The 14,334-nt window shown below is 39.1% G+C and carries 9 protein-coding genes; 3 read left to right on the forward strand and 6 right to left on the reverse strand.

The features are described 5' to 3' along the window. Positions 1–13 precede the first annotated feature (13 nt). The 5 genes from ACOQO1_RS14130 to ACOQO1_RS14150 all read right to left on the reverse strand — a co-directional run bounded on the left by ACOQO1_RS14130 (position 14) and on the right by ACOQO1_RS14150 (position 7,195). Positions 14–844, reverse strand: coding sequence for a class I SAM-dependent methyltransferase (locus tag ACOQO1_RS14130; RefSeq protein ID WP_420603528.1), 831 nt, complete (start codon positions 842–844; stop codon positions 14–16). Beyond that, positions 822–1,367, reverse strand: coding sequence for a hypothetical protein (locus ACOQO1_RS14135; RefSeq protein ID WP_420603529.1), 546 nt, complete (start codon positions 1,365–1,367; stop codon positions 822–824). The genes ACOQO1_RS14130 and ACOQO1_RS14135 overlap by 23 nt, the downstream gene beginning before the upstream one ends. Before the next feature lie 95 nt (positions 1,368–1,462). Continuing rightward, the gene (gene mnmG / locus ACOQO1_RS14140) at positions 1,463–3,331 is read right to left on the reverse strand and encodes a tRNA uridine-5-carboxymethylaminomethyl(34) synthesis enzyme MnmG (protein ID WP_420603530.1); all 1,869 of its coding nucleotides are present in this window, start codon (positions 3,329–3,331) and stop codon (positions 1,463–1,465) included. A gap of 2 nt (positions 3,332–3,333) precedes the next feature. Next, positions 3,334–3,753, reverse strand: coding sequence for an rRNA maturation RNase YbeY (ybeY, locus tag ACOQO1_RS14145; protein WP_420603531.1), 420 nt, complete (start codon positions 3,751–3,753; stop codon positions 3,334–3,336). Then, positions 3,746–7,195, reverse strand: coding sequence for a hypothetical protein (locus ACOQO1_RS14150; RefSeq protein WP_420603532.1), 3,450 nt, complete (start codon positions 7,193–7,195; stop codon positions 3,746–3,748). The genes ybeY and ACOQO1_RS14150 overlap by 8 nt, the downstream gene beginning before the upstream one ends. A gap of 129 nt (positions 7,196–7,324) precedes the next feature. On the opposite strand from ACOQO1_RS14150, the gene gltX reads away from it, so the two are divergent. Both gltX and ACOQO1_RS14160 read left to right on the forward strand, forming a co-directional pair. Continuing rightward, positions 7,325–8,845 (forward strand): glutamate--tRNA ligase, encoded by a 1,521-nt coding sequence (gene gltX / locus ACOQO1_RS14155; protein ID WP_420604338.1) that lies wholly within the window; start codon positions 7,325–7,327, stop codon positions 8,843–8,845. Between the two features lie 85 nt (positions 8,846–8,930). Further along, positions 8,931–9,860 carry an SPFH domain-containing protein gene (locus ACOQO1_RS14160; protein WP_420603533.1) on the forward strand — a complete coding sequence of 310 codons (930 nt, stop codon included), beginning with the start codon at positions 8,931–8,933 and terminating at the stop codon, positions 9,858–9,860. Between the two features lie 260 nt (positions 9,861–10,120). Here ACOQO1_RS14160 and ACOQO1_RS14165 read toward each other — a convergent pair whose 3' ends face one another. Next, positions 10,121–11,806: a glutamine--tRNA ligase/YqeY domain fusion protein gene (locus ACOQO1_RS14165; RefSeq protein WP_420603534.1), complete on the reverse strand. Its 1,686-nt coding sequence runs from the start codon at positions 11,804–11,806 to the stop codon at positions 10,121–10,123. Between the two features lie 262 nt (positions 11,807–12,068). Between ACOQO1_RS14165 and ACOQO1_RS14170 the strand changes: the two genes are divergently transcribed. Further along, positions 12,069–14,330, forward strand: a complete 2,262-nt coding sequence (locus ACOQO1_RS14170) for a gliding motility-associated C-terminal domain-containing protein (protein ID WP_420603535.1) — start codon at positions 12,069–12,071, stop codon at positions 14,328–14,330. Positions 14,331–14,334 lie beyond the last annotated feature (4 nt).

Consider the following 14,334-nt stretch of genomic DNA (forward strand, 5'->3'; position numbering starts at 1 on the left):
TGCTTGGAAAAGCCTAGTTCTTCTTTTTAATTATATAGATAAGGGATGAAAACTCTTTTGAAAAATATGCGCGGAGATTTGACCATAGTCCAACAAAAAATGCATTGATCAAATACATTTTGTTGCCTTTATATTTTTCCGAAAGTAGTGAAACATAAAACGCATCAAAAATCATGGGCTTTATAGAAACCACTTCCATACGGTGTTTATCAAAAAGTCTGATAATGGAAGTTTTTGAAAAGTGCCATAGGTGTCTTGGCACATCATATGCCGCCCAATGGGAACCATAGTGTTTGGCGTCATACGATTTATAGTTGGGTACAGCTACGATCAAAGTTCCATTTGCATCTAGCAATGTATTGAATTGTTCAAGCTGTTCATCTAAATTGGGTAGGTGCTCGAGTACATGCCACAGGGTAATTACATCAAAAGTTTCATTTTGAATTTCCGTTGCATCCTTGAATAAGGGAATACCCTTTTTAGCCGCATGGGTTCTCGCTTTATCATTTGGCTCTACTCCGTTGACTTTGAACCCCTTAGCTTTGGATTGAGCCAAAAAATCTCCCGTTCCAGCACCGAAATCGAGTAATTTTTTTGATTTAACTATTTGATTTTCAACAAGTTGAATCTTTTTTTTGATGCTATACCGCTTCACCAACTGATATAACCTGTCCGTTAGCGAAGCCTTGGAATCGGTATGCGAAATATATGTTTCACTTTCGTAGTAAGAAGCAAGATTCTCTGGTTGAGGATGGGTAACCAGCATCTCCAACTCAGTATCAAACAGCAATTCAAAGCCTTCTTTTGAAACTGAAAAATCTTTAGTTTTTAAAAACAACTTCATTGTAGTTGACAGTATTCAAATACTCTTTTTTGAGTTGCGAAAGATACGTTAAAAGCTGCGGTCTAAAAATGGAATCCTCATGTAAACAATCTTTCTCTGTATAGCTAAAAACTTCAATGGCTATATACCAATTTCCTATTCTTGATGTATGAGCTTCTTCCAACATTGGATCCATATCTGCTGCTTGGTCTAGAATGCCATCAATCATTAACGGAATTAAATTGATGGTCTTTGTTGGAATCTCCACTTCATAAAAGGAAAAATAAAATTCATCTCCTTTCACTTCAAAAGGCACTTCAACATCCACATAATAATCTTCCAATTGAAATTTGGTGTTCACGTAATTATAGAATTCATTTTCATCCTTGGGATCTTCAAAAATAAACATGGTCTTTTTAGGTAGGCTTCTTTTAAAGCTTTTACCTTTTGACACTTTATAGTCTTTTATAGTAGGAGCTATTCTGAGCGGAATACATGAACTTAAACATATGACCGAAACAAGCAGGAGTAGATGGTGTTTCATTGTTTTTGGTTTGATTGATTTTGTGAATCAAAAACCAAGCCACAACAAATGAAGTTGATTCAAGCTAAAAATGTTCCACGTGGAACAAAAAATACCTAGCGTCCTAAAAATACAAGAAGTACACTAACATCAGAAGGAGATACACCGCTTATTCTCGAAGCTTGTGAAATAGTAACCGGACGTATCGCTTCCAACTTCTCTCTTGCCTCATATGAAAGAGATTTTAGTTTAGAATAATCAAAGTTTTCCGGAATTTTTACATTTTCAAGTCTATGGAGTTTGTCCGCATTGTTTTTTTCTTTTTCAATGTAGCCTGAATACTTTACTTGTATTTCCGCTTGCTCCAAAACTTCTGCATTGAATTCATTTTTCTTTACAAATTCCGAAACCGAGTTTAAACTCAACATGTGGTCCATGGTAACCTTTGGTCTGGAAAACACTTTAAAAAGTTTATCGGATTGCTTAACCTTTGATGAAGAAACGGATTCCAAAATGGGGTTTATCTCTTCAGGAACAAAGCTTGTCTTCCTAAAAAATTCCACAAACTTATCCGACTTCTCCTGTTTCTCTTCCATTAGCTTCATGCGCTCCTCTGTAGCCAAGCCAAGTTCAAAGCTTTTCGGAGTTAACCTCAAATCCGCATTGTCTTGGCGGAGCAATGTTCTATACTCAGCCCTAGAAGTAAACATACGATAGGGTTCCTCAGTGCCCTTTGTGATCAAATCATCAATGAGCACGCCTATATACGCTTCGTCTCTTTTTAGAATAAAAGATTCCTTTTCATTGATTTTTAAATGCGCATTGATTCCCGCCATCAATCCCTGGGAAGCTGCTTCCTCATATCCGGTAGTTCCATTAATCTGACCAGCAAAATAAAGGTTGTTGATCAACTTGGTTTCCAAGGTGTGCTTTAATTGTGTCGGCGGAAAATAATCATACTCGATGGCGTATCCTGGCCTAAAGAATTTTACGTTCTCAAATCCTTTAACGGATTTCAAAGCTTTATACTGCACATCCTCCGGCAGTGATGTAGAGAATCCATTTACATAAACTTCAACTGTATGCCAGCCCTCTGGCTCCACAAAAATTTGATGAGAATCTTTCTCCGCAAAACGGTTGATCTTATCCTCAATAGATGGACAATATCTTGGGCCAATACTCTGAATTCTCCCATTGAACATTGGAGAGCGATCAAAACCCTCACGCAACAAATCATGAACCAAAGCACTGGTATGCGTCATGTGGCAGTCCCGTTGTTCCTTTAAAATAGGCGTGTTTAAATAAGAAAACTTATCCGGGTTTTCGTCACCAGGCTGTGGAATCATCTTTGAATAATCCAACGACCTTCCATCTACACGCGGCGGAGTTCCTGTTTTCATTCTACCGCTATCAAAACCAAAATCAACCAACTGCTCCGTAATTCCAGTTGCCGCTTTTTCACCTGCTCTTCCCCCTCCAAACTGTTTCTCACCAATATGAATAAGCCCATTTAAAAAGGTGCCATTGGTCAACACAACTGCTTTGGCCCGAATGTCAATTCCAAGTGAGGTTCTAACACCAACCACCTTGTCTTTTTCCACCAATAATCCAGAAACCATCTCCTGATAAAAATCCGCATTAGGGGTACTTTCCAATGCAATCCGCCACTCCTCCGCAAAACGCATTCTGTCATTTTGCGCCCTTGGACTCCACATGGCAGGTCCTTTGGATTTATTCAACATCTTAAACTGGATGGCTGACTTGTCCGTTATAATTCCACTATAACCCCCAAGTGCATCAATCTCCCTAACGATTTGCCCTTTTGCAATTCCTCCCATGGCAGGATTGCAAGACATCTGTCCAATGGTCTGCAAGTTCATCGTGACCAATAAAGTCTTTGACCCCATATTAGCAGCAGCAGCGGTTGCCTCCGCCCCGGCATGGCCTCCACCAACAACTATAACATCATATTCCTTCTCAAACATAACTATGGTTCCACGTGGAACAATTTTATCTTTTCATCCTCTTTTTCCCGCATCAATTTGCGCTCCTCTTCAATCTTATCACCATACCCCATTAAGTGTAAAACACCATGACTCATCACTCGTAAAAGTTCATCTTCAAAACCAACTTTGTAGGTCTCAGCGTTCTCTTTAACCCTATCCGTTGAGATAAAAACATCTCCAGAAATAGTACTCCCATTTGAATAATCAAAGGTGATAATATCTGTAAAGGTGTCGTGATTTAAATACTCCTGATTGATGTTCAACAGATAATCATCAGAGCAAAATATATAGTCAATCTGCCCTGCCTCAAAGTTCTCAGAAACAATAATCCTAGTTATCCAATCGGAAAATTTCGTTTTATTATCTAAGCCAAACTCTGACTTGAAATGGAAATCAATCATTCTTAAAATAAACCTTTACCTTCTTATCGTAATTTTGCCGCAAAGGTAATGCTTGTCTATTTAATATTTCAATGTCGTTTTTGTGCTCCTTAAGCACTTCCGGTTTGGTAGTAATCGGATTGGAAAATCTATTCTGGTTGGTGTTGCTTTCTCTCTCCTTTTGTTTACCTTGTTTTAATGAAGCATTTTTAAGTTTCAACAGCTGATGTTGAATCGTGTTTGCCTTGTTACGGGTACGCTGCGTGATTCCATTTTCCAATAGGTCATTCTCAAAATTCTCCATTTGTTGAATCAACTTTTTAGCCAAGTTTCTATCAGCATTATTAATCATATCCTCCAGCTGTTTTTCCAATTGCTGTCTTAAATATTGCTGTTCTTTATAAATCTCATATATCTCGCTCAATCCCATTTCACTATTTCCAGAACCAACAGCTCCATCACCTTCTTTACCTCCAGCACCTTCATTTCCATTTCCTTTAATTCCATCCTTGCCGTTCTGTCCTTCACCTTGACCATTTCCGTTTTTGGTTCCATCATCACCCCTACTTCCGTTTTCAGATTCTCCTTCTTTTCCTTGGCCCTCTTTTCCTGTCTCTCCAGATTCTCCCTTTTTACCTTGACTTGAACCGTTCATCTTTTCTCCAATTCCTTCTTGTCCTTGTATGATGTCTGGAAGTTGAAAATCTTGACCGCTTTGTCCACTTCCCTGACCTGGTTTCATACTTTGCTGCATATTGTCCAACACATTCGCAAGAAAATCCGCCAAAGCATTGGTGGCATTAACTACATATTGCTGATACGATGCTCCCTGAAAAATCTGATTCTCCGCAATACTTTCCAAAGACTTGTCAATATTATAATACACCTCCGTGATTTGCTCATTCACAAATTCTGACAATTCAGCCCTACGTAATGAAAGCGCAAACAAACTATCGTCAACATGTTCAAATAATCTTCTCAATTCTTTTTGGTCCCTAACCGTTCTTGAAAATTGAGAAACGTCAGCATCAGCATTTTCAACAGTATCAAACAAGTTTTCCTGCTTAAAAGAAAAGGTGACCAGATTATCCAAAATCTGTCGCAGCATTTCGGCATCTTCCGCATCAGATGAGCCTCCTCCACCCATGGCACTTTGTTGCATCGCCTCACTCATCTCCTTCATCTTTTGCGCCGCAGACTTTTGCTTCTGGGAAACCTTATTTCCCGAATTTTGTTTCTCTTGGCTTTCAGATGACTCCTCACTTCCTTGGTGCTTGTTGATTTCCTCGAGTGCATCCTGCTGATCCTTTTTAACGGATTCCTGATCTCTTGGAGTTACATCAAGGTCTAAAGGTTTTTTAAGCTTTTCGTTGTCCTTTCTGAGTGTGTCAAGCTCTTTTGATAACTCTTCAAACTTCTCGTTCTCCTCTTTTTGAAGTTTATTATCCAACTGCTCATCCATCTTCATCTTTGAGAGCATGTCCTGTCTTTCGGAAAGTTTATCCAACTTTTTAGAAAGTTGTGACATTTTTTCCGTCACATAATAGCGTTTGGTGAGTTCCAAAATCTGCTCCAAATTTCTGGCCCCTGAACTCTGCTTCTTACCCAACTCTTCTAGCTTTTTTTTCAGTTCTTCTTTGTTGATTTTTTCAGACAGCTTGTTCAACTCTTCCAATAGTTTCTCGTTCTTTCTGGCTTCCAATTCTTGTCTCTCCAATCTTTCTTTCAGCATTTTCTTCATCTCATCAGAACCTTCCTCCTTATTCAAACTTTCTTTGAGCTGCCTACTAAATTTTTCCATCAATTGCTCCTGTTCCTCCTGCTTGCGTAAAAAGTCCTTTATCTCATTCTTATCATCAAAATTTAAGCTGTTCTCTTCCTTTTGCTTATCATTGATTTTGGAAAGTATTTCCCGCTGTTCCTTATACCTCTCCAATGATTTGTCAAGATTGTTCAAAACATTGTTCTGAAACTCTAATTCCTTGTTTTTCAGCTGATTATCATCAAGTAGTGAGGCATCAAAAACCTTACTTTTGGTGAGCTTTCCATTCCTAAGTCCATCATTATCAACAACTTCAAAGAACAATTTATAATTCTTACCATCTTCAAGTTCAAATCCAGAAGGAAACGTATAATAAAACTGGTGTACATTGGATTTTGGCGATTCCAAAACAACTCTCTGAATATCTTCCCTATCATCCGACGGGTAACAAACAACTCGAATTGTATTCACTCTGTAATCGTCGGATGCCTGTCCAGTGAAAAAAGATTGATTGGGATTAATGGAATCCAAAAGCTGTTCGACCCGCACAACGGGATAAGCATCCTTTACAACCTCCAACTGATAGCCCAACCTTTCAAAATTGCGAACATTGGCATTCGATGTGCTCAACTCATAAGAGAAATTATTGTAAATGCTTTTTTCTGTCTTAAAGCTATCACCTACCCCAACAAAAGAAATTATGGTGTCCCTTAAATTCATCTTGATATCCTCAACATTTCTCCCTTCAATCTCCCAAGTCACTTTTGTTCCTTCAGGAATTATAGCATTACCCGTTCCTGTAACAACTTCAGCAACACGCCCCGTATATTTTGGATAAATCAAATTCATTTTGAAATCAACAAGCGCAGGCGTGCTAAAACTCTTAATGCTATAATCTTTGGAATCCCAACCATTTGCAGTAAGGTAAAAATTGGTCTCCCTGACCGGTGCTTCAAAAGTATGTATGAACAGATTTTCTTTCTTTTGAAGCAACAACTCATCTCCATCAATTACCATAAAAACATTCTCCGGCTTAACATTCCCTATTGTTTCCACTTGAACGGTCAAGGGTTCGTTATCCAACACCTCTAACTTATCATTCAATACCCTAAACACAAACGGAGCGGGTTGTTGATAAGCAACATCATAATTAACCACCCGGGTATACGAACTAAAAAAAGAAGCAATATTTCCCGAAAGCCAAATTATGGCAATTATGGCAATTGGCACAATTACATATTTAGCATAGCCAACACTTTCTTTTAAATTGACCGCTTTGGCAAAGGAAAAACTATTCAGGTTTTGACTCTTTTGTTCAATACTGGCCAACAACAGCTCTGACCTTTCTTGGTTTTCAGAAAGTTCCAATAAATTGAAAAGCTTGTCATCAATGTTTGGAAAATGCTTGCCGATCAGTCTTGCAGCCTCTTTGTTTGACAGTCCTTTTCTCACCTTAAAAAGATAAAATATGGGAATCAAAATAAACTTGTACAACAGGGCCAACTCAACCAGTATGAAAATCAAAAACAGAAACAAACGCCAATTCTGGTTTAGCCAGAGCATATATTCCAATGACATAACCGCTAGGAAAAATAATAGTCCAAGAGCCATAAACAACAAACCTCCCTTGATCAATTGTTTGATGTAATACCTTCTTGTAAACTCGTTGAGCTTTCTTATAATGTTATTGTAACCTTCCAAATTGGGTCATTTTATTACCAAGATACCCGATAGCTCTGAATAGTCCTGAAAACATTTTGTTAAATCACCTTTAATTTCCAGTTTTTTACTGCCCTGTCAAATAGTATCTTTGCCGTTCAAATTATAATGATGAGTCAAAAAGTACGGGTTCGATTTGCCCCCAGTCCAACTGGACCATTACATATTGGCGGTGTTCGTACTGCCCTTTTCAACTACTTGTTCGCTAAAAAACATAACGGAGATTTTGTGCTTCGTATTGAGGACACCGATCAAAATAGATATGTGGAAGGCGCCGAGGATTATATTGTTGAGGCTTTAAACTGGTGTGGAATTCCATTTGACGAAGGCCCTGGGAAAGAAGGTGATGTTGGCCCCTACAGACAAAGTGAGCGCAAACACTTGTACAAAGACTACGCTTTGCAACTGATTGAAAAAGGCCATGCCTATTATGCTTTTGATACATCTGAACAATTGGATTTTCACAGAAAAGACCATGAGGCCAAGGGCAAAACCTTTATCTACAATTGGCATAACAGATTAAAACTTTCCAATTCGCTTTCTTTGAGTGCCGAAGAAGTCCAACAAAAATTGGATGCCGGTGATAATTATGTAATCCGATTTAAATCTCCACAAGATGAAACGTTGTTGCTCAACGATCTTATCCGTGGAGAAATAAAAACAGACACCAACATCCTGGACGATAAGATCTTATTTAAAAGTGATGGCATGCCCACCTATCATTTGGCCAACATTGTAGACGATCATTTAATGGAGATTTCCCATGTTATCCGTGGGGAAGAATGGTTGCCCTCTTTAGCATTGCATCAATTGCTTTATAATGCCTTTGGTTGGGAAGCTCCGCAATTTGCACATCTTCCACTTATTATGAAACCTGTTGGAAAGGGAAAGTTGAGCAAACGGGATGGTGAAAAAGGTGGTTTTCCCGTTTTTCCATTATCATGGAACGAATCGCAAGGCTATCGTGAAGCTGGATATTTCCCAGAAGCTGTCGTCAACTTTTTGGCCTTGTTGGGATGGAACCCTGGTACCGAACAAGAACTGTTCAGCTTGGATGAATTGATTGAGGCTTTCAGCTTGGAACGGGTAAATAAATCCGGAGCCCGGTTTGATTCTGAAAAAACAAAGTGGTACAATCATCAATATTTGCAGAATTATGATGAAAACATTCTTGCGGAACAATATAATTTTGAACTGGGTAAAATAGCTGCATCAAAACATGTTCTTTTTGATCCAGACGAAAAAAGGGTTAAAAAAATAATTCAGCTTATAAAAGAAAGGGCAAACTTTGTTTCTGATTTTTGGGAGCTGTCCAACTTCTTTTTTGAAGCTCCAACTACCTACAATGAAAAAATGGTGAAAAAGCAGTGGAAAGAAAATACTCCAGAGCTCATGCAAAGTGTTGCAGACATTTTACAAAGCTGTGATGATTTCAGTTCTTCCCATATCGAAAGCCAGGTAAAAGACTGGATTACGAAACAAGAACTTTCCTTCGGAAAAGTTATGGGGCCCCTCCGTTTGATCATTGTTGGCGACATGAAAGGACCGCATTTGTTTGATATTTTGGAAATGATTGGTAAGGAAGAATGTCTAGAAAGGATTTCGAATGCGATAAATTCGCTTGCCAATTGATGAATGTGTAACAAAACTTGATCGTTGGCTACTCATATCTTACAGAGTTTCGTAATTTCCTTTCTTAATTAAAACTTTCATAGCTATGGGTAATTTTTTCTTGATTCCGGCAATTTTCTTTGGACTTATCATCCTGATATCGTCCTTCTTTATTGTAAAACAACAAACAGCTGTCGTGGTTGAACGCTTTGGTCGTTTCCAGAGCATTCGTAACTCAGGTTTACAAATGAAGATTCCATTGGTAGATCGTATTGCCGGTAGACTAAGTTTGAAAATTCAACAATTGGATGTTATCGTTGAAACCAAGACTTTGGACGACGTATTTGTCAAGCTCAAAGTCTCCGTTCAATATGTAGTAATTCGGAATAAAGTTTACGAAGCTTTTTATAAGTTGGAATATCCGCATGATCAAATTACCTCTTATGTTTTTGATGTAGTTAGGGCCGAAGTTCCAAAAATGAAATTGGACGATGTCTTCGTAAAAAAAGATGACATCGCCATTGCGGTAAAATCCGAATTACAAGATGCCATGCTGGAATATGGATATGATATCATCAAAACCTTGGTTACCGATATTGACCCTGATGCGCAAGTAAAAGAAGCCATGAACCGTATCAATGCATCTGAGCGTGAAAAGATTGCTGCTCAGTTTGAAGGTGATGCCGCCAGAATCCTTATTGTAGAAAAAGCAAAGGCCGAAGCAGAAAGCAAAAGATTGCAAGGTCAGGGTATTGCCGATCAACGTAGAGAAATTGCCAGAGGTCTTGAGGAGTCCGTTGAGGTTTTAAACAAAGTAGGTATCAATTCACAAGAAGCTTCTGCTTTAATCGTGGTCACCCAACATTATGATACGTTGCAATCCATTGGTGAGGAAACCAACACCAATCTAATCTTGCTCCCAAATTCACCACAAGCTGGTAGTGATATGTTGAACAATATGGTGGCATCATTTACGGCCAGTAATATGATTGGTGAGCAAATGAAGAAAACGGGAACACCCAAGAAAAAGGAATAGACCAAATCAGCCTATCCAAATTAAAAAAAGGGAGCAAATTTGCTCCCTTTTCTTTTTTTCTTCCCATAGAAAACTGAAAACCGTCCAGAAGCCCTTAAAATTTTCATTTTCCCATTATAAGACCGTTACCAATTATTTTGGGTCAAGGGGCGATACATATATCCTAGAATTTGTAAAAACCTCAGAAAGCAGCTTAAAACAAAGGACTTTTGATAATTAAACCAAATGGTATTGTGGGGTGTGCATAGAAAAATTCTATACTAAGATTTTTGCTCCAATTTTGCCCAAGTATCCCTTAAAGTGACCGTTCTGTTGAAAATTAAATTTTCTGAAGTTGAATCGGTGTCCACATTAAAATATCCCAAACGTTGAAACTGAAATCTGTCCCCAATTTTTGCATTCTTTAAACTTGGTTCCAAATATCCGGTTATCTTCTTCAAAGAATCCGGATTTACAAAATCCATAAAATCTTTATCCTTATGGGTGTCAGGTGACTCATCCGTAAAAAGACGATCATATAATCTCACCTCGGTAGGAATTGCATGTGCAATGGATACCCAATGCAATGTTCCCTTAACTTTTCTCAAGCTTTCTTCCGTACCGCTTCCACTTTTACTTTTTGGATCGTAAGTGCATTGTACTTCAATTATATTTCCGTCATCGGCTTTCGTACAGCTTTCGGCTTTGATGATATAACCGTTTTTGAGTCGTACTTCTCCCCCCAGCTTCAACCTAAAAAACTTACGGTTGGCTTCCTCACGAAAATCCTCTTGCTCAATATATAGCTCTCTAGAAAATGGCACTTTTCTGCTTCCGGCAGCTTCATCCCCTGGATTGTTTTCCGCATCCAGCCATTCTTCCTTCCCTTCCTCATAATTGGTGATAACCAATTTCAGAGGATTCAGAACAGCCATTACTCGGGGTGCAATTTTGTTTAGGTGTTCCCGTACATGGAACTCCAACAAGGAAACATCAACAATATTCTCCCTTTTGGCAATTCCAATGGTATCAGCAAAATTCCGAATTGACTCCGGTGTATATCCCCTTCTTCTCAATCCAGAAATAGTAGGCATCCTTGGGTCGTCCCAACCATTAACAACGCCACTCTCCACCAATTGAAGCAGTTTTCGCTTGCTTACCACAGTGTGGCTAAGGTTTCTACGAGCAAACTCTCGCTGTTTAGGGCGCAGTTTTTTAGAATCTACCAATTGGTCTAAAAACCAATTATAGAGCTCTCTATGTGGTAAAAACTCCAATGTACACAAAGAATGGGAGACTTGTTCAATGTAATCGCTCTCTCCATGGGTCCAATCGTACATGGGATAAATACACCAATCGGTATTTGTTCTGTGGTGCGGTCTATGCAAGATTCTGTACATAATGGGATCACGCATCAACATATTGGATGATGCCATGTCGATTTTAGCTCTCAGGACATGGGTTCCTTCATCGAAATCACCATTTTTCATCCCTTCAAACAACTTCAAATTCTCTTCCACTGAACGATTTCGAAACGGGCTTTCCTTGCCAGGTTCTGTAGGGGTACCCTTTTGTTCAGCCATGTCCTCTGAACTTTGGCTGTCCACATACGCTTTTCCCTGACGGATAAGTTCTACGGCCCAATCATACAATTGCTGAAAATAATCAGATGCATAGCATTCCGTATCCCATTGATATCCCAGCCATTCAACATCTTTTTTGATGGCGTCCACATACTCTTTTTCCTCTTTTGCAGGGTTGGTATCATCAAATCGAAGGTTCACCGGAGCGTTATATCTCAAACCTAAACCAAAATTCAAGCAAATTGAACTGGCATGACCAATGTGCAGGTATCCATTTGGCTCTGGAGGAAACCTAAAACGAAGGTCGTTTTTCACATAACCTTCCCTTAAATCCTCTTCAACAATATGCTCTATAAAATTCAGTGATCTCTCTTCTTCACCCATAACCAAAAATTGAAGCGCAAATGTAGTAAAAACCAGCGTTTGTAGTGAATAATAGTGCCTTGGTGTATACAAAGAAAGCCATTTCACAACACTTTTTGCCCCCCCTACAACAATATCTTTCCGTTAGGCCGAATTTAAAGCATATTTGTTATTAGAACATTATATGAAATAGTGGGTGTTTTACAACGCCCAAAAGAACAAACAAGATTAAGGGGCACAACGGAAGGGCATTATTGCCCATAACCTCTTAAAACTAACGCTGATGAAGAAAACTAGTTCGTATAATGGCATTCTTGTGATTGCTTTTGCAATTATGCTGCTTGGCACCCACCTTGTTGGGGCGCAAGTTCTAAACAAACCGATCCCAGCTGATAATCCCAACCTTGCAGGTAATTCTGCCTGGACAGCAGCCTGCGCTTCAGATAGCTTTAACGAATATTTTGTCAACTTTACTTGGAATGTCCCTTTGGTGGATTCTGACAACGAGTTTGTTCTAGAGCTCTCAGATGCCAACGGAAACTTTGGTTCACCAACAGAGTTGGCTCGGGTAAGTGACAAAAACACTGTATTCGATTTTGAGTTCGAGTTTGCTGTTCCTACTGACGTAAGAGGGGAAACGTATAAATTCAGAGTTCGTAGTACCAGTCCGGCAAAGACAAGTCCTGCTTCTGATCCATATCCAATGCATTATGTTGATTATAGCTCACCCTTGCTTATTAGCCAAGATGGAAGTGGTACAATTCCGCCCGGAGGGGAAATACAAATTTGTGGAGCTACGTCCATAACACTTACACCACACAACATCCCAAATGCTAGTACTTATCAGTACAACTGGTATAAAAGCGGTACACTATTATCAGAAAAAAGCGAAAGTATCACCGTTAATTCTCCAGGTATGTACTATGTGGAATTGGATTATGGTTCTGTGTGTTCTGGTTCTGCCAATACACTTTCCAACACCATAGAGGTCACCACAGGAACAAGTCAAGGTATAGCCATCAACGGCTCCAATGATATTGAACTATGTCCAGGAAGTAACCATACCCTTGAGTCCAACATCAGTGGAATGGGGCTAAGCTACACTTGGTATAAAGATGGTTCCGCTATTTCAGGTCCAACGGTAGATGCCCATACCTATACTATTGATACTTCTGTTTCTGGATTTGAAGGAAACTATGAAGTAGAAATTGAAGGTGCGTCTACATGCTTGGAACGTTCAGCCTCAGTGGCAATTAGAAGCCAAGGAAGTTTTGAGGTCACAAGGGTGAATGAAGAAAACATTGTACTGTTACCTTCACAAACCAAAACACTTAGCGTTACCTCCACAGCAACCACCCCAACATACCAATGGTATAAAGATGGATCGCCTATTACGGATGCAACCAATAGTTCATTGGAAATTTCCGAAACAGGTGTATATCATGCAAGGGTAACCGAAAATGGAGGCGGATGTTCCGCTTCGCCTTTGGATTCCGAAAACACAACCATAGTTTCTCCTGATTCATTTGAGTTTTTAGTGGATTATGTAGGTTCCTATGACTCATGTCAGAATACGGATGCTACCCTTAGTCTTTCCACAATAAATGCCGTTAGCGATTCTGGAGTCAAAACTGACGTTACAGCTGATTTACAATCATCTTTCTCTTATCAGTGGACACAAGATGGCAGTACTATAAGTGGAGAAAACTCTAAAACCATCACCATTTCAAGCTTCGAAAAAAACGGAACTTACAAACTTGATGGTGTTTTGGATAGTTTCAATGCTTCTTCAAACAATCTTACAGTTACTTTGGCCACCAACAACCTTTTGGAAATAACCGCCAATGGAACAGTTCTTTGCGAAGGAGCTGACCCCATAGTTTTTAATAGTTCGGAAGGTTTGAGCGATGAAACTTTTGAGTGGTTAAAAGATGGTTCGGTCATAGACACCTCATCTGAAAGTATTACAGCCACAGAAGTTGGTGTTTACCAATTAATAATAAAGACACATGACTGCCCAGTAATCTCCAATGAGGTTACGGTTAGAGCGTTCGATGAGTCACTACTTACATTGGACAAACCTCAGGAGCTTATAATTATTGAAGGAGAAACCGAAACGGTAACCGCTAGTGGAGCTGAATCTTACGAATGGTTTGACGCAAACAACACGCTTTTGGCCACTCAGGATTTTTACAATTTTGAGCAAGAGGGAGAATTCCTTTTAGTAGCCAACTTTGGCAACTGTACCATAAATAGGGTAATAACGGTTACTTACAGGGATACATTCTCTATTCCAAATGTAATAACTGCAAATGGAGATGGTATAAATGACCTTTGGATATTGCCCAACACTTATTCAAGAAACCAAGATATAGTGGTAACCATTTATGATGAAAGAGGGCGGCAAGTTTTCAGTCAGTCCAATTACGAAAACAACTGGCCTCAATCCACCACTTCGTTCAACCAACAGAATATGATTTTTTACTATAAGGTCACCAAAGGTGGTGAAAGCCTAAAACAAGGAACTATAACAGTTATCCGATAAACAA

Source organism: Flagellimonas sp. (assembly GCF_965222555.1).
Classification (GTDB): domain Bacteria; phylum Bacteroidota; class Bacteroidia; order Flavobacteriales; family Flavobacteriaceae; genus Flagellimonas.

Bases quoted from the DNA above. Each gene is read 5' to 3' on its own strand.
- ybeY (WP_420603531.1), bottom strand. From the start codon at position 3,753: ATGATTGATTTCCATTTCAAGTCAGAGTTTGGCTTAGATAATAAAACG.
- mnmG (WP_420603530.1), bottom strand. From the start codon at position 3,331: ATGTTTGAGAAGGAATATGATGTTATAGTTGTTGGTGGAGGCCATGCC.
- ACOQO1_RS14135 (WP_420603529.1), bottom strand. From the start codon at position 1,367: ATGAAACACCATCTACTCCTGCTTGTTTCGGTCATATGTTTAAGTTCA.
- gltX (WP_420604338.1), top strand. From the start codon at position 7,325: ATGAGTCAAAAAGTACGGGTTCGATTTGCCCCCAGTCCAACTGGACCA.
- ACOQO1_RS14160 (WP_420603533.1), top strand. From the start codon at position 8,931: ATGGGTAATTTTTTCTTGATTCCGGCAATTTTCTTTGGACTTATCATC.
- ACOQO1_RS14165 (WP_420603534.1), bottom strand. From the start codon at position 11,806: ATGGGTGAAGAAGAGAGATCACTGAATTTTATAGAGCATATTGTTGAA.
- ACOQO1_RS14130 (WP_420603528.1), bottom strand. From the start codon at position 844: ATGAAGTTGTTTTTAAAAACTAAAGATTTTTCAGTTTCAAAAGAAGGC.
- ACOQO1_RS14170 (WP_420603535.1), top strand. From the start codon at position 12,069: ATGAAGAAAACTAGTTCGTATAATGGCATTCTTGTGATTGCTTTTGCA.